Annotated in this window: 12 protein-coding genes and 1 pseudogene; 8 read left to right on the plus strand and 5 right to left on the minus strand. The window is 74.6% G+C overall.

The window, feature by feature from the left end; translation table 11 throughout:
- Positions 1-77: 77 nt before the first annotated feature.
- Positions 78-1,073: a stage II sporulation protein M gene (locus tag RBL05_RS16035; protein ID WP_053918981.1), complete on the plus strand. Its 996-nt coding sequence runs from the start codon at positions 78-80 to the stop codon at positions 1,071-1,073.
- Positions 1,074-1,267: 194 nt separating this feature from the next.
- A complete protein-coding gene (locus tag RBL05_RS16040) occupies positions 1,268-1,909 on the plus strand; it encodes a class I SAM-dependent methyltransferase (RefSeq protein ID WP_308738644.1) in 642 nt (213 codons plus the stop codon).
- A 196-nt stretch (positions 1,910-2,105) separates the two neighbouring features.
- Here the strand turns inward: RBL05_RS16040 and RBL05_RS16045 are convergent, their stop codons facing one another.
- Genes RBL05_RS16045 through RBL05_RS16065 form a run of 5 tightly spaced genes read right to left on the minus strand, consistent with a single transcriptional unit; the run spans position 2,106 to position 7,527 of the window.
- Positions 2,106-3,404, minus strand: a complete 1,299-nt coding sequence (locus RBL05_RS16045; protein WP_308738643.1) for a DUF58 domain-containing protein — start codon at positions 3,402-3,404, stop codon at positions 2,106-2,108.
- A 7-nt stretch (positions 3,405-3,411) separates the two neighbouring features.
- The gene (locus RBL05_RS16050; RefSeq protein ID WP_308738642.1) at positions 3,412-4,485 is read right to left on the minus strand and encodes an AAA family ATPase; all 1,074 of its coding nucleotides are present in this window, start codon (positions 4,483-4,485) and stop codon (positions 3,412-3,414) included.
- Positions 4,482-5,714: a DUF4350 domain-containing protein gene (locus tag RBL05_RS16055; RefSeq protein WP_308738641.1), complete on the minus strand. Its 1,233-nt coding sequence runs from the start codon at positions 5,712-5,714 to the stop codon at positions 4,482-4,484. The genes RBL05_RS16050 and RBL05_RS16055 overlap by 4 nt, the downstream gene beginning before the upstream one ends.
- Entirely contained in the window at positions 5,711-6,364 is a 654-nt protein-coding gene (locus RBL05_RS16060; RefSeq protein ID WP_308738640.1) for a DUF4129 domain-containing protein, read from the minus strand. The genes RBL05_RS16055 and RBL05_RS16060 overlap by 4 nt, the downstream gene beginning before the upstream one ends.
- On the minus strand, positions 6,361-7,527 hold the full coding sequence (locus RBL05_RS16065; RefSeq protein ID WP_308738639.1) for a glycerophosphoryl diester phosphodiesterase membrane domain-containing protein: 1,167 nt from the start codon (positions 7,525-7,527) through the stop codon (positions 6,361-6,363). Before RBL05_RS16065 ends, RBL05_RS16060 begins: the two co-directional genes overlap by 4 nt.
- A gap of 258 nt (positions 7,528-7,785) precedes the next feature.
- Here RBL05_RS16065 and mtrA point away from each other — a divergent pair, with 258 nt between their 5' ends.
- The 6 genes and pseudogenes from mtrA (at position 7,786) to RBL05_RS16095 (ending at position 15,306) form a co-directional block, all read left to right on the plus strand.
- Positions 7,786-8,472, plus strand: a complete 687-nt coding sequence (gene mtrA / locus RBL05_RS16070; RefSeq protein WP_412523775.1) for an MtrAB system response regulator MtrA — start codon at positions 7,786-7,788, stop codon at positions 8,470-8,472.
- Between the two features lie 16 nt (positions 8,473-8,488).
- Positions 8,489-10,297, plus strand: coding sequence for an MtrAB system histidine kinase MtrB (mtrB, locus tag RBL05_RS16075; protein ID WP_308738637.1), 1,809 nt, complete (start codon positions 8,489-8,491; stop codon positions 10,295-10,297).
- Complete coding sequence (locus tag RBL05_RS16080; protein ID WP_308738636.1) at positions 10,294-11,997, plus strand: LpqB family beta-propeller domain-containing protein; 1,704 nt, start codon at positions 10,294-10,296, stop codon at positions 11,995-11,997. Before mtrB ends, RBL05_RS16080 begins: the two co-directional genes overlap by 4 nt.
- A gap of 185 nt (positions 11,998-12,182) precedes the next feature.
- On the plus strand, positions 12,183-13,043 hold the full coding sequence (locus RBL05_RS16085) for a ComF family protein (protein WP_308738635.1): 861 nt from the start codon (positions 12,183-12,185) through the stop codon (positions 13,041-13,043).
- 184 nt (positions 13,044-13,227) lie between these two features.
- Positions 13,228-13,875 (plus strand): annotated as a pseudogene (gene hpf / locus RBL05_RS16090) (ribosome hibernation-promoting factor, HPF/YfiA family); the annotation flags it as partial.
- A complete protein-coding gene (locus RBL05_RS16095; protein ID WP_412523796.1) occupies positions 13,861-15,306 on the plus strand; it encodes a winged helix-turn-helix domain-containing protein in 1,446 nt (481 codons plus the stop codon). The pseudogene hpf and the gene RBL05_RS16095, both read left to right, overlap by 15 nt.
- The last annotated feature ends 149 nt before the right edge of the window (positions 15,307-15,455 follow it).

Genomic DNA, 15,455 nt, shown 5'->3' on the forward strand with positions numbered 1-15,455 from the left:
GAGCGTCGGCTTCCGGCCGGGCCGACCCCGACTTTCGTCGGCCGTGGACGGGGGCGGATGCCGCCTACCCTGTCTGCGTGGACACCGACGCCTTCATCGCCGTGCACCGGCCGCAGTGGGACCGTCTCGAGGAGCTCACCCGCGCCCGCACCCTCGATGCGGGCGGCATCGACGAGCTGCTCGCGCTCTACCAGGAGGTCTCCACCCACCTCTCCACGGTCCGCTCCACCGTGCCGGATCCCGCGCTGATCTCTCGGCTCTCCCTCCTGGTCCACCGCGCCCGGCTGCGGATCACCGGGGCGCGGATCCCGCTGTGGAAGCACGCGCGCACCTTCTTCTGGGAGGACCTCCCCTCGGCGCTGTTCCAGGCCCGCTGGACGGTCGCGCTCGCGGCCTCGATCTTCCTGCTCTCCTCCCTCGTCTCCGGGCTGTACTTCGGCCTGGACGCGACCGCACGCGAGCTCGTGGTGCCGGAGGCGCAGCAGCGCGCCCTGGCGCAGCGGGATTTCGTCGCCTACTACTTCGAGGGCGAGGCCTCGGGCTTCGCCGCCCGGGTGTGGACGAACAACGCGTGGATCGCGGTGCAGTCCGTGGTGCTGGGGGTGACCGGGTTCTGGCCGGTCTACATGCTGCTGCAGAACGGGCTGAACGTCGGTCTGTCGGCGGGGGTGCTGGGCGCCTACGGGGGACTGGACACCTTCTTCGTGTTCATCCTCCCGCACGGCCTGCTGGAGATCACCGCGATCGTGGTCGGCGCCGGCGCGGGTCTGCGCACCTTCTGGGCCTGGGTGCGCCCCGGCCCGCTGCCGCGACTGTGGGCGCTCTCCCACGCCGCCCGCTCCCTGGTCACCGTCGCGATCGGGCTGGTGCCCGTGCTGCTGGTCGCCGGGTTCATCGAGGCGTTCGTGACGCCGAGCTCCCTGCCGCCGGCGCTGCGGATCGCGGTCGGCGCCGCGGCCTGGCTGGCGTTCCTCGCGTACATGCTCGTGCGGGGCCGCCAGGCGCATCGCGCCGGGATCACCGGCGACCTCTCCGAGGAGCTCGTCGGCTCCCGCGTCGCCACCGCCGCCTGAGCGCGGAGCCCGGTGATCGCCGCCTGAGGGCCGAGCCCTGTGACGGCGGCCAGGGCTGGGGGCCGAGCACCGACGGTGCGGCCTCGTGGCCGTGCGCCGCCCGCGCAGCCTGGTGGCCGTGCGCCCGTCACCGCCGCTCGGGCCTCGTGGCCGTGCGCGACAGGGCGAGACGGCACGTCCTCTAGCCTCGGGGGATGCAGCAGCGCAGCGCCGACCGTGACTTCGCGGCCTACAACGAGGCCCAGGACGGCCGGACGGTGCGGCCTCTTGCAGTGCGCGCTGCGCAGCTCGTGCTCGAGGAGCCCGGGCGCTCGCTTCGGACGACGCCCGATGACCGGCTCGTCGCGGTCGAGCTCGGCAGCGGTGCCGGAATCGAGGCCCGCCATCTCGCCGACAGCGGCTTCCGCGTGCACACCTTCGACGCGGACGTCAGCGTCGAGGCCGGGATGGCCCGCATGGCACGGACGCTGGACATCACCCACACCACGACGGACCTCGCCGTCCCGTTCCCGATCCCTCCCGCGGACCTCGTGCTGTCCTGCGCGACGCTGTCCTTCGTGCCCCGGGCGGCGTTCCCGCAGCTGTGGGGAGCCGTTCGCTCTGCGCTGAGGCCGCACGGCGTCCTGGCGGTGGACCTCTTCGGCGACCGGGACGACTGGGCGGGGACGGACGGCACCTTCCTGACCAGAGCGGATCTCGAGGAGCTGCTCACCGGGCTCGAGGTGCTCGCGCTCGACGAGGAGGAGCACGACGGGCGCTCCTTCGCCGGACCCAAGCACTGGCACACCTACCGGCTGATCGTCCGCGAGCCGCGGGACATCGCCGGGACGGTCTGAGCGGCTCACCCCGCCCCGTCCCGTTCTCACACGGCAGCGGCATGGTCACGTAGTGGCGCTGGGCGTACCAGTACGACGATATAGGCGTACCAGTACGCCCAGCGCCCGTGGCTGACCATCCTCCCGGTGACGGTGACGGTGACGGTGACGGTGACGGTGAGGGCGAAGTGGCCTCTGGAACGCGATCCCCGCCGGATCAGAGCCGGCCGGCGGCCTTGAGGGAGAGATACGCGTCGGCGAGGGCCTGCGGGGCCCGGTCCGGCGGGGCGTCCACCACATGGGCACCCACCCGCTCGAGCGCATGGGAGACCCCGGCGCGCTCGGAGCGGGCGCGCTCCGCGGCGGCGGCCCGGTAGACGGACTCGAGGTCCCTGCGACCGGCGGCGAGCTCCTCGAGCGCGGGATCGGCGACCGAGGCGAGCACCAGCGGATGGTCCTTGGCAAGGCGCGCCGCGACCGGCAGCAGCCCGGAGTGGAGCACCTGCGCCTCCACCGGGGTGATCAGCACGACGAGGGAGCCGCGGCGGGTGCGGGACTCGATCGCGGCCGCGGCGCGCTCCCAGTCCGTCTCCACCAGCGCCGGCTCCACGGCCGCGGTCGCGGCGACCATGTCGTGGAGCACCTTGGTGCGGGTGGAGCCGAGCACCGAGACGTGCGGGATCCGGTCCACGCACAGCAGGTCCACCCGGTCCCCGGCCTGCCCGGCCAGCGCCGTCAGCAGCAGCGCCGCGTCGAAGGCGGAATCCAGCCGCGTCGCCTCGCCGAGCCGTCCGGCGGAGGTGCGGGAGGTGTCCACCACGATCAGCACGTGACGGTCCCGCTCGGGCCGCCAGGTGCGCACCACGACGCTGCGCCGGCGCGCGGTCGCCCGCCAGTCGATCGAGCGGACGTCGTCGCCGTCCACGAAGTCGCGCAGGGAGTCGAACTCGGTGCCCTGTCCCCGCTGGTGGATCGCGGCGAGCCCCTCGATCTCCCGCAGCCGCTGCACGCGGGAGGGGAGGTGCTTGCGGGAGCCGAAGGGGTGCAGGGCCAGCATCCGTCCGGGCGCCGGGACGCGGGCGCTGCGGCGGGCGAGGCCCAGCGGGCCGAGCGAGCCGATCAGCAGCTGCCGGGAGCTGTGCTCGCCGCGCCTCGTGGGGGTGAAGGACTGGGCGATCGCGCGCCGCTCCTGGCCGGGCAGGTCGAGGCGGCTGTGCTGGGAGGCGAGGCCCGCGGTCGGGTTCCAGGCGTCGCGCACCTCGAGCCGTGCGCGGCGCGCGGTGGTGTTCGTCAGCAGCAGGCGCCCGGGGACGGTGCCGCCCAGACGCACCTGCGCCGGCGCCTCGCGACGCACCCGGATCCGCTGCGGGGCCGGGGCGGCCAGCGCATCGGCGAGGACCACGAGCGTCCACAGCGCGAACAGGATCAGGACCACCCACCACAGCGGCCACAGCACGATCACGGGCAGCGCGAGCAGGGCGGCCAGGGCCGCGCGCGGGGTGAACGAGATCCTCATGAGGCGCTCAGCGGGGGACCGGCACGGAGGCGAGGGTCGCGGCGAGCACGGCCTCGACCTGGGTGCCCTCCAGCTCGGCCTCGGTGGTCAGCCGCACGCGGTGCGAGAGCGTCGCCGGGGCCATGGCCTTCACATCGTCGGGGGTGATGAAGTCCCGGCCCGAGAGGTACGCCCAGGCGCGGGCGGTGCGCAGCAGCGCGATCGCGCCGCGCGGGGAGACGCCGAGGGTGAAGCTGGGGGAGCGGCGCGTCGCCCGGCACACGTCGACGATGTACTGCACGACGGGATCCTCCGCGGCGACGCGGGCGACGTCTCGCTGGGCGCGGTGCAGGGAGGGGACGTCCACGACGGCGCGCAGGCCCATGGCGGCGAGATCTGTGGTGTCGAAGCCGTCGGCGTGGCGGCGCAGCACGTCCACCTCGACCTCCCGCTCGGGCAGCGGCATCACGGCCTTGAGCAGGAAGCGGTCCAGCTGCGCCTCGGGCAGGGTGTAGGTGCCGTCGAACTCGATCGGATTCTGCGTGGCGACGACGAGGAACGGATCGGGCAGGGGGCGGCTCGCCCCGTCGATCGTCACCTGCCGCTCCTCCATCGCCTCCAGCAGCGCGGACTGCGTCTTCGGCGGCGTGCGGTTGATCTCGTCGGCCAGCAGCAGGTTGGTGAACACCGGGCCCTCGCGGAAGACGAGGTCGCTGGTGGAGTTGTCGTAGACGAGGGAGCCGGTGATGTCGCCGGGCATCATGTCCGGGGTGAACTGCACACGGCGCATCCGCACGTCGAGCGCCTCCGCGAGCGAGCGCACGAGCAGGGTCTTCGCGACGCCCGGCACGCCCTCGAGCAGCACGTGCCCGCGGCACAGCAGGGCGACGACGAGGCTGGTGATCGCCGCGTCCTGGCCGACGACGCCCTTGTGGATCTCGGCGGCGAGCCCCTGCAGCTGAGCACGGGTGTCGACGTCGACCACGGGGGCCGACGGGGCGGCGGGCGAGGCATCGGGCAGGTCGTCTCCCTGCGGGGCGGGTGAGGGCTGGGGCGCGCCGGCGCCGGGGGCGTCGGGACGCGGCGGGACGGGGTCGGTCATCGGTCGATCTCCTTCTCGAGACGGTCGAGGTCGTGGGCGAGGCGCACGAGGTCGCGGTCGGTGGTGACGGGGGCGGGGCCGAGGAGGGCGCGCAGCTGCTCCGGAGACTCCTCGACGTGCGGGGCCAGCGCCGCCAGGAGCCCGTCGAGCGCGGACTCGTGGCGCAGCCCGAGACGGTCGGCGAGCCGGCCCGCCGCGGCGGCGCGCAGGGAGGCGGCCGCCGCATCGCGGGCCGAGGCCTGCTGCAGGAGCCGTGCCCGGCCGAGCACCAGCTCCTGGGGGCGCACGGTCACCGGCAGCGGCTCGATCACCACGGGGCCGGGGCGTCGGCCGAGCGCGATCAGCGCCAGCACCGCGGCCAGCACGAGCCAGGCCGCGACCGGACCGATCCACCCGGGCAGGTGGTCGACGAGCGACGGCGAGGAGGTCCCCTGGGGATCCGTCGCCGAGGGCACGTACCAGGTCAGCTCCTCGGAGGCGGACAGGGTGTTCAGCGCCAGCGCGGAGTTGTCGGCCCGGCCCACGCCGTCGTTGGTGAGCAGGTCGGGGCTGCCGAGCACGAGCACCCCGTCGGACTCGGCGACGAGCGCGCCGCCCTCCGCCTCGAAGCACGTCGAAGCCCCCGCGTCGGTCGCGGTGTACAGAGAGGCGGGCCCGTCCAGGGCGTCCTCCGCATCGGGCAGCTCCAGCACGCGGGCGCCGTGGGACAGGTCGCCGCAGGCCGCGCCGGCCTCGACCCGCGTCTGCTCGCGAAGAGCACCGGTGGGGATGATGCCGGAGGTGAGATACGAGAGGGCGACGAAGTCGGGCCGGAGCACGATCAGCCGGCCCCCGCCCTCCTCGCGTGCCTCCGAGAGCATCGTGAGCTGCTCGCCGCTGAGGCTCTTCGGCGCGGTCAGCAGCACGGTCCCGCCCGCTCGGAGGTCCTCGGCGGCGTCGGCCGTGTGCCGCCTCGTCTCGACCTCGACGCCGAGGTCGCCGAGCACCTGGACGACGGCCTTCGCGCCCTGACCGGTGGGGGCGTCGTGCTCGAGCGGGCCGTCGCGGTACAGGCCCCGCGCCACGGAGACGAGGACCGCGGCGATCACCGCGAGGACGACGGCGGCGACGAGCCAGGGGCGTCGCCGCTCCTGTACGGCGCCACGGGGAGCGCCCGCTCCCGGCGGGGCGGCGTCCGTCCCCGCCGCGCCGCGGGCCGCGGCGGGCTCGGTCGGTACGAGGGCGCTCATACGGGGGTCCCCGTCCCGGCCTGCTCGAGCGCGGAGAGGTCGGGGGACGTCTCGGCGATGTACTCGGCCAGGCGCAGCATGTCCTCGGCCGGCTTCACCCCGACGCTCCGCACCGAGTAGGCGGCCGTGTCGAAGGCGTCCGCCCCTCGCTGGAGCCGGCCCCGCAGGTCGGGGAAGGTGAGCGCCGCACGGGTCGCGGCCTCGTGGGCGGTCATGCCGGTCGCGACGTCCAGCAGGGTGCGCTCCTCGAGGTCGCGCACGAGCGCGCGCAGCGCGAGCACGGTCCCGTCGTCGGTGCGTCCCGCGTCGATCGCGTCGCGGGCGGCGCCGCGCAGCTCCTCCCCGCTGAGCACCGGCTCGGCGTCGAGCGCCGCGTCGACGGCGAGGGCGGGGCTGCGGCGCAGCAGGCCGGTGCGCCGCAGCACCAGCACCACGACCGCGGCGAGGACCAGCGCCAGCAGCACCGCGATCACGGTCTGCGTGGCCGAGGACCCGTCGACGCCGTCGACCATGCGCGCCAGCCAGTCCTCGATCGCGCCGAGCAGCCAGGCGACGAAGCCGGGGGAGTCGTCGTACTCGTCCTTCGCGAGCTCCTCGAGGATCCGCTCGCGCGCCTCGTCGGGGCCGAGCCGCGGTGCGGCCGGGATCATCGGGCCCCGTCCGCCGCCCAGGCGTCACGGGCCCGGCGGGTGAGCTCCACGTCCCAGGCCTCGTCGCGCATCCGCACATCGGCGTACAGCGCGGTGTACCCGGCGGAGAGGAACGGAGCCAGCAGGAAGGTCGCCAGATACGTGCCGAGCATCGAGAGGATGGTCAGCAGAGCAACGCCCAGCACCACCGCCTCCCCGGCGCTGACCAGTAGGATCGCAAAGTATGCGATGGCGGCGACCATGCCGAACACCCCGGAGACGGTGTACGTGACGACCCCGTACAGCACGTACAGCAGCACCGCGATGCCGAGCACCCGCCACAGGCGCCTGCCGCGGGTGAGCGCGAAGCCGCGGCGGATCGCGCCGAGCACGCCCGTCTCCTCGAGGACCAGCGCCGGGATCGCCAGCACGGTCCGCGCCCACAGCCACAGCATCGCCAGCAGGCCCACGATCGTGCCGAGCAGGATAGGGAGGATCGTCAGCCAGCCCGGCTCCTGCACGATCAGGATCGGCGCCAGCCCGAGCGCGAAGGGCACGGTGAACAGGATCGTCGACATCAGCGCGATGAGCAGGCTGACGCCGAGGGCGGGCAGGCCCCGGCGCCGCATCGTCGCCCACATCTCGGAGGTCGGGAGCGGCGTGCCGGTCGCCTCGCCGAGCGCGAGGGGGGTCAGGGCGACCGTGACCAGGGAGGCCGCGACCATCGTGACGAGGCCCGTGATCACGCTGGTGACCACGGTCAGGACGATGTCGCCGACGGTGCCGGTGAAGGGGACCTCGCTCGAGCCGGTGGGGTCCTGCATCGCGGCCTGCATGTCGCCGATCATCGGCATCATCCCCGCCCCGGTGGACAGGGTGATGAGCACGAAGGCGACGCCGTACACCGCGGCGGAGACGCCGAGCACCGCACGGGTGCGCAGGCGATAGATACGCACGGCCGCGCCGAGGATCTCGCCGAGCCCCAGCGGCCGCAGCGGGAACAGCGGCACGGACTGCACCAGCTCGCGCTGCGGCGCGCCCGTCGGGGCCGGACCTCCCGGTCCCGCGGGACCGTCGGGCGCGGAGGGGGCCGGCTGCCCCCAGCTGCCGGGGCCGCCGGAGCCTCCCGGGCCTGTCGGCTCGCTCGGGACCTCCGCCCCGGGGGCGGTCCACGGACTGCTCATCGGTGCTCCTCCATCCTCTGGTGCTCGTCCCCGTGGCAGCGGGTCGAGCAGGGCTGCTGGGGCCGACCCTACGGAAGGGTGGCCCCGCCGCCGATACGACGAACGTCGACACCCCGGCGTCTTCCGGCGACCGGGAGTCGCGGGAGGGGGCGTCGTGGGGCGGGGCGCGGTGCTCGGGGCGCCCGCGAGGCTGCCGCCCGGACACCCCGGCGGCCGGGCTCCCCGGCGTCGGCCCCGTCCGGTGGCACAATGACCCCCATGACGACGCCTTCACGGATCCTCGTGGTCGACGACGATCAGGCGATCGCCGAGATGGTCGGGATCGTCCTGCGCGGCAAGGGCTTCGAGGTCGCGACCTCGCCCGACGGCGCCTCCGCCCTGGAGGCGTTCCCGCGCTTGCGCCCCGACCTCGTGCTGCTGGACCTCATGCTCCCCGGGATGGACGGCATCGAGGTGTGCCGCCGGATCCGCCGCGAGTCGGGGGTCCCGATCATCATGCTCACCGCCCGCACCGACACCGCCGACGTGGTCGAGGGGCTCGAGGCGGGCGCCGACGACTATCTCACCAAGCCCTTCGAGCCCGAGGAGCTGGTGGCGCGGATCAAGGCGCGGGTGCGCCGCGTCGAGCCGCCCACCACCGAGCAGCTGACCATCGGCGACCTCTCGATCGACGTCGACGGCCACGAGGTGCGCCGGGACGGGGAGCTGATCTCCCTCACCCCGCTCGAGTTCGACCTCCTCACCCAGCTGGCCCGCAAGCCCTGGCAGGTCTTCACCCGTGACGTGCTGCTGCGCGACGTGTGGGGATACCGCCACAGCGCGGACACGCGCCTGGTCAACGTGCACGTGCAGCGGCTGCGCTCGAAGGTCGAGCAGGACCCGGAGAACCCTTCGATCGTGGTGACCGTGCGCGGGGTCGGCTACCGTGCGGGGAGCGGGTCCTGAGCGTGCCCGCGCCGCGGTGAGCGCTCCGGAGGGGGCCCGGCCCCCGGCGCCCCGGCGCGACCGTCTCCGGCAGGCCGCGGACCCGCGCAACTGGTCCCTCGCGCTGCGGGTCGTGCTGGTCACCACGCTGCTGTCGACGCTGGCGCTGCTGGCCGTCGGCGCCTATCTCTCCACCGTCATCGCTGACGGGCTCTACGAGCAGCGCCGCGACCGGGTCCTCGAGGAGACGGTCGAGGTGCGCGACGAGCTGGGGGAGTCCCTCGCCCAGCTCTCCGGCGCGACCAGCACCCAGCAGCAGGATGCGGTCAGCGCGTTCGTGCAGTCCACGGGCGGGCAGGGAGGCGGTGACCGCCGCGAGGTCGCGCTCGTGCCGGTGGAGACGACGGGGACCGTCTTCCCGGTCGCCTCCTCCGACCGGACCCTCTTCGACGAGGTCGACGACGAGTTCGCGGCCGCCGTCGCCGCGCAGCCCGATGCCGTCTCCTGGCGCTCGATCGGGAGGGAGGACGAGACCGGGCGGACCGCGCCCGCGCTGCTCGTCGGCACCCGGGTGGTGGTGCCCGGCGCGGGCTCCTACGACCTCTACCTCATCTACTCCCTCCAGGAGGAGCAGGAGACCCTCGCCTTCGTCCAGCGGGTGATCCTCGGCGGCGGGCTCGTGCTGCTGAGCCTCATCCTCGGCATCGCGATCGTCATCGCGCGCATGGTCACCACTCCGCTCAAGCGCGCCGCCCGCGCCGCGGAGCGCATGGCCGCCGGGGACCTCACCAGCCGTGTCGAGGTCGCGGGCGCCGATGAGCTCGCCCGGGTGGGCGTGTCCTTCAACGACATGGCCCGCAGCCTCGAGCAGAAGGTCGACGACCTCACCGAGCTCTCCCGGGTCCAGCAGCGGTTCGTCTCCGACGTCTCCCATGAGCTGCGCACCCCGCTGACCACGATCCGGATGGCCTCCTCGGTGCTCGACTCGCGCCGGGAGGAGCTGCCGGGGGAGCTGCAGCGCACCACCGAGCTGCTGGCCGCGCAGGTGCAGCGCTTCGAGGTGCTGCTGGCGGACCTGCTGGAGATCTCCCGCTTCGACGCCGGGGCGGCGGAGCTCGAGGCCCTGCGCGAGGACATGAACGCCCTGGTCACGCGTGCGGTCGAGGACGTGCGTCCGCTCGCCGGGGCGCGCGGCTGCCTGCTGGACGTGCGGCTCGGCGAGGGATCGACCACCGCGGTCGTCGACGCGCGCCGGGTGGACCGGATCCTGCGCAACCTGCTCACCAACGCGATCGAGCACGGGGCCGGTGCGCCGGTGCTGGTCCAGACCGCGGGCGACGAGGACGCCGTCGCGGTGGTGGTGCAGGACTTCGGCCACGGGATCTCCCCGGAGGACGCCCGGCGCGTCTTCGACCGGTTCTGGCGCGCGGACCCCTCCCGCGCCCGCACCCTCGGCGGGACGGGGCTGGGGCTGTCGATCTCCGTCTCCGACGCGAACCTGCACGGCGGATGGCTGCAGGCCTGGGGTCAGGAGGGCGAGGGCGCGGTCTTCCGCCTCACGCTCCCGCGCCGCCCCGGCACCGAGCTGGTCCGCTCCCCGCTGCGGCTCGAGCGGCCCTTCGACCGCGCCCTCGCCGACGCCGCCGTCTCCCCGACGCCGACCGGGGAGATCCGCATCGGCCCCGACCTGCTGCCCGATCTCGACAGCCCCGACCTCGACCACCCCGTCACGGAGGACCCCGCAGGTGGGGCGACGGGCGAAGAGCCCTCCGCCGAGGAGTCCCCCGCGGAGGAGTCCGAGATCGAGGACGCCCCGGCCGCGGAGAACGAGGGAGGAGCACGATGAGACACGACCGCCGCACCGTCCTGCACGCCCTCGGCGCCGCCGCCCTGCTGGGCCTCGGCGCGGGCTGCGCCCGCATCCCCGTCGACTCCGGGATCGACAGCCGCACCCTCTCCGGCAGCTCCCGTCCCGGAGCGCCCTACGTGCGCGCACTGCCCCCGGCCGACGACGCGACCGCGCAGGAGGTGCTCGCGGGATTCGTCCAGGCCGGCGTCGGCTCGGAGGACGACTTCGCGGTCGCCCGCGCCTATCTCACCGAGGAGGCGAGCGCGAGCTGGGACCCGGAGGCCCGGATCACGATCTACTCCGGCAGCCAGGAGCTGCAGGTGCGGGAGGAGAGCGAGGGACGCCTGGTGCTCGGGCTCCAGGCCGTCGCCGTGGTGGACGCCCGCGGGGTGCGCAGCGCGCTCGCCGGTCCCACTCCGCAGGAGCTCGCCGTCGCGGTGGCGGAGGTCGACGGCCAGTGGCGTCTCAGCGAGGTGCCCGACGGGATCTTCCTCTCCGAGGCGGCCTTCGAGACCCTCTACTCCCCGGCGCGCCTGTACTTCCTCGACGCGCGGGAGCAGCACCTCGTGCCCGACCACCGCTGGCTGCCGCTGCGCCGCGGCGCCGCGGCGGTGCTCGAGGGCCTCGTCGCAGGACCGGCGGGCTTCCTCGAGGGGGCGGTGGGCAGCCAGATCCCCCGGGGCTCCGGCCTCCCGGACGCCGAGGTGGGGAGCGGCGCCGACGGCACCGCCCAGGTCGAGGTGCCTCCGGCGATCACGGGCCTCGCCGAGGAGTCACGACGGCTGGCCCTGTCCCAGCTGGAGTCCTCGCTGCGCTCGCTGCGCAGCCTCTCCGTGGTGCGGCTCGTGCAGAACGGGAGGGAGCTGTCGCTCGAGGAGGACGGCCGCGTGGAGCGGGCGCTGCCGGGGCACCGCCCGATCGCAGCCGGCGCCACCGGCGTGATCTCCCTGGCCGATCCCAGCAGTGCGGACCCGCCGCCGCAGCTCGTCCCGGACCTCGCCCCTCTCGAGATCGCCAGCCCGGCGATCGCCCAGGACGGCGTGCTCGCCGCCGCCCGCAGCCTCGACGGGGCGCAGGTGCTGATCGCCTCGACCGACGGCTCGGTCCCGCTGCGCGAGGCCGCGACCGGCACGGGCTTCGTCCCGCCCCGGATCGACGGCGCCGGATGGGTGTGGAGCTCCGTCGGCTCGAGCGCGGGCGCGCTGCTGGCCCTGTCCGGACGGGGCGCCGAGCACGACGCGAAGGTCGATGCGCCCTGGCTCGCGGAGCGCGAGGTGCGCGCCCTGGACGTCGCCCCGGACGACACCCGGATGCTGGTGCTCTCCGACGAGGCGGGGGACGGCAGGCTCGAGCTGTGCGCCGTGGTGAGGGACGCCGAGGGCACCCCCTCCGCCCTCACCGAGCCGATCCTGGTGCGCACCTTCCTCGCCGACGTGCGGCAGGTCAGCTGGTACGACGAGGGCACCGTCGCGGTGCTCGGGACCGATCCCGGCGACGGTCAGCTGCGCGCCCAGCTGCTCGACCTCTCCGGCGACATCGAGCCGCTGCCGTCCCCGCCCTCGGACACCGTCCGGCTCACGGGCTCCGTGGTGGCCGAGACGGTCTGGGCCGCCGACGCGGAGGGGAACCTGCGACGCACCGACGGAGAGGGCTGGCGCAACGTCGAGGTGACCGGACGCGACCCCGGGTTCTACTGAGCCCGGCCGCGACCTTGCCCCTGTTCCCAGGCCCCGCCCGCGGAGGCGGAGCCGCCCGTCCGGCTGCCGAGCCGCTGCGCTCGCCCTGCCTGGCGACGCCGTCGACCGTTCCTCCCCAGCGCGTCCGCGTCCACCGCGCGACGCCGTCGCTGGTGCAGCCCGGGCCCTTCGGCTGGGATCGGGCCATGCACAGCCGAGCACCACAGCGCGCCACCCATCGGGCTCAGCCGGCCCCGGAGACGGGGCGCGGCGAGCGAGCGCTCGCCCTGCTCGCGGAGATCGCGGCGCAGACCTGCTCCCTCGTCGCACCGCGCAGCTGCCCCTGCGGCCAGGACGGCACCCGGCTCTGCCCCGACTGCGCGGCATTGCTGCGGGCCTCGCCGCTGCGGGTCGACGCCTGCTGCGATGCGCTGCAGGTGCTCAGCGCCGCGCGGATCCGCGAGCAGCGGCATGACGGTCGGCTCCTCCCCGCGGGAGTCGACCACAGTGCGCTGCTGCCCGTGCTCGCGCTCGGCGAGTACGGAGGCGCCCTGCAGCGACTCGTGCTGGCCTGGAAGAACGGCGGGATGCTGCACCTGTGCGGGGCCCTCGCCGAAGGCCTCGTCCCCGCGGTGCGGAGCCTCGCCGAACAGGTGGGGACCGCCGAGCCGCTCCTCGTCCCGGTGCCCTCCCGCCCCGCGGCCCGGCTGCGACGCGGGGAGGACCACACCGGGGAGCTCGTGCGCGCGCTGGACCGAGAGGGCGCCGGGCGCGGGCTGCTCCTGCGCGCCGCCCCGACCACCGCACAGGAGGGACGGGGCGCACGGGCGAGACGGCTGCGCAGGATCCGCCTGGATCCGGCGCAGGCGCGACGCGCCCGCGCCCTGGACCGGCCCGTGATCATCGTCGACGACATCGTCACGACCGGGTCGACGCTGCGCGGCATGCACGAAGCGCTCGACGCAGAGGGGATCGAGGTGCTCGGCGCCGTCGTGATCGCCTCCGCACGGATGCCCGGCGCCGCTGCCGGGGTCCCCGGATCGGACGAAGCGGACGACCCCGGATGAGCAGCAGACGCACGGAGGGGAACCTCGGGATGGATGGCCAGGAAACACCGAGGGAAACGTGGCATGCTTGGTGTTCCTCGCCACACATGGGCGAGCAGTCCTCGATCAGGAGGTGCGCACCCGACCAAGAGCCATCGCGGCCGGGCTCCGAGCGGCCGCACCCGGACAGGAGGAGAAACCACTCATGGAGATCAATGTCGTCGGACGTCACATGGACGTCCCGGATCGTTTCCGCCGTCATCTCACCGAGAAGCTCGACAAGGTCACCCAGTTCGCTCCCGCGGCGCTCCGCGTCGACGTGGAGGTCTCGCAGGAGAAGAACCCCCGTCAGGCCGAGCTCAGCGACCGGGTCGAGCTCACCGTGCACGAGAACGGCGCGGTGATCCGCTCCGAGGCCCGTGCCGACGACCTCTACGGCGCGCTCGACATCGCCTACGGCAAGCTCCTCGAACGACTCCGTCGCGCCCGTGACCGGCGCAAGGACCATCGCCGCGGACGCGACCGCGCCCACCAGGAGACCGGCGCGAGCCTGCGCACCATGCCCGCGGACCAGGAGATGCCCGAGTCGCTGCGACCGGCCGAGGAACCGGCCGCCGAGAGCACCGAGGCCCCCGAGCCCGGCGAGACCCGCGAGGCCGACCTGGCCGAGGCCGGCAGCCCCGTGATCATCCGCGAGAAGAAGCACACCGCCAAGCCCATGAGCGTCGACGACGCGCTCTACCACATGGAGCTCGTCGGCCACGACTTCTTCCTGTTCGTCGACGCCGAGTCCGGCAACCCCAAGGTGGTCTACCGCCGCAAGGGCTGGAGCTACGGCGTGATCGAGCTCGACGGGGGCAGACTGCGTCCTGATCCGGGACCTGCTCCAGAGGGCGGGAGGGCATCGGAAGATGTCCTCCCGTCCGTCCGTCCGCCCGGGACACCACCCGCCGCCCTCGGGGCGATGCGGGGGCAGGCGGGTGCGGCGCGGCCGAGGACCGCATCGGGGGCACGGGGGACGGAGCGCGCCGTGGCCGATGCGCTGAGCTGGAGCGCGGCCCGCCGCATCGCGCTGCGCGCCCAGGGGATGGGCGGCGCGCGCCGGACGACGATGCCGCAGGTCGCGGCGAGCCGGCGTGCCCTCGTTCGCACCCTCGAGCGCACGCACCTGCTGCAGATCGACTCCGTGAGCGTCTTCGCTCGCGCCCACCACCTGCCCGTCTTCACCCGCACCGGGATCTGGGACCCCGCGGCCCTCGACCGCGCCTCTCGGCCCGGCCGCTCCCGCCTGGTCTGCGAGACCCTCGCCCACGAGGCTGCGTTCACGACCGAGGAGGTGCACTCCCTGCTGGACTTCCGTCGCCGCGCCACCTCCGAGCGGGACTGGGGTGTGATCCGCGAGATCGCCACCACCTCCCCGCACCTGTTCCCCCAGGTCCGCGAGGCGCTGGCCGAGATCGGCCCCGCGAGCGCGGCGGCCCTCTCCCGCCACCTCGGCGACACCGAGCGGGGCGAGGGCTGGGGATGGCGGCGCACCCGCAGCCAGTGGGCCGTGGAGTACCTCTTCCGCAGCGGGGAGCTGGACTGCGTCGGCCGCAACTCCCAGTTCGAGCGGCTCTACACGCCGGCGCCCCCGCGCGAGGAGCCGCCCGTCCCCGAGGCGGAGGCGGTCGCCCGCCTGACGGCTCTCGCCACGCGCTCGCTCGGGGTCTCCGACCCGGGCGCGATCGCCGACTACTTCCGCCTCCGGATCGGCCAGGTGCGGCCCGCGATCGACGAGATGCTCGCGCGCGGCGAGCTGACCGAGGTCGAGGTCTCCCACCCCGCAGGGGCCCGCACCATGCTCCTCCACCGCGAAGCGCCCGGCCCGAGCCCGCTGCGCACGACCGCCCTGGTCAGCCCCTTCGATCCGATCGTCTTCCACCGGCCGCGGCTCGAGCAGCTCTTCGACGTCGAGTACCGCATCGGCATCTACACCCCCGCCCCGCAGCGCACCACCGGCTACTACTCCCTGCTCCTCCTGCTCGGGGACGTGATCCCGGCGCGCACCGACCTGCGCGCGGACCGCGAGCGCGGGGTGCTGGAGGTGCGCGGCGTCTTTGCCGAACCGCTCCCGCACCTGCCCGCCAGGCAGCGGCCCGGCACGGACCGCGTCGTCGCCGCGCTCGCCGAGGAGCTGGACCGGGCCGCGCGCTGGCAGGGTCTTGAGGCCGTCGAGGTGCGCACCGGGGAGGGGACGGGGGAGCTCTCGCGCCCCCTCGCCGCCGGGATCGCGGCGAGCTGAACCCGCCGCGCGGAGCGGTGCAGGCCCCGCGCCGCGGCCCGCCTGACGCCGCCCGGGTGCGTGAGGAGGCCCGCAGGTGCTCTCCTCCACGGACGACGACGCTTACGATGGGTCGGGCATCAGCCGTCCATGGGGACGTCCCCACCATC

Origin of the sequence: Brachybacterium sp. GU-2 (genome assembly GCF_030866705.2) — a bacterium.
GTDB classification, from domain to species: domain Bacteria; phylum Actinomycetota; class Actinomycetes; order Actinomycetales; family Dermabacteraceae; genus Brachybacterium; species Brachybacterium conglomeratum.

What these genes read in the sequence shown, in the direction of transcription:
- RBL05_RS16040 (WP_308738644.1), top strand. Translation starts at nt 1,268, where the DNA reads ATGCAGCAGCGCAGCGCCGACCGTGACTTCGCGGCCTACAACGAGGCC.
- RBL05_RS16045 (WP_308738643.1), bottom strand. Translation starts at nt 3,404, where the DNA reads ATGAGGATCTCGTTCACCCCGCGCGCGGCCCTGGCCGCCCTGCTCGCG.
- RBL05_RS16050 (WP_308738642.1), bottom strand. Translation starts at nt 4,485, where the DNA reads ATGACCGACCCCGTCCCGCCGCGTCCCGACGCCCCCGGCGCCGGCGCG.
- RBL05_RS16055 (WP_308738641.1), bottom strand. Translation starts at nt 5,714, where the DNA reads ATGAGCGCCCTCGTACCGACCGAGCCCGCCGCGGCCCGCGGCGCGGCG.
- RBL05_RS16060 (WP_308738640.1), bottom strand. Translation starts at nt 6,364, where the DNA reads ATGATCCCGGCCGCACCGCGGCTCGGCCCCGACGAGGCGCGCGAGCGG.
- RBL05_RS16065 (WP_308738639.1), bottom strand. Translation starts at nt 7,527, where the DNA reads ATGAGCAGTCCGTGGACCGCCCCCGGGGCGGAGGTCCCGAGCGAGCCG.
- mtrA (WP_412523775.1), top strand. Translation starts at nt 7,786, where the DNA reads ATGACGACGCCTTCACGGATCCTCGTGGTCGACGACGATCAGGCGATC.
- RBL05_RS16080 (WP_308738636.1), top strand. Translation starts at nt 10,294, where the DNA reads ATGAGACACGACCGCCGCACCGTCCTGCACGCCCTCGGCGCCGCCGCC.
- RBL05_RS16085 (WP_308738635.1), top strand. Translation starts at nt 12,183, where the DNA reads ATGCACAGCCGAGCACCACAGCGCGCCACCCATCGGGCTCAGCCGGCC.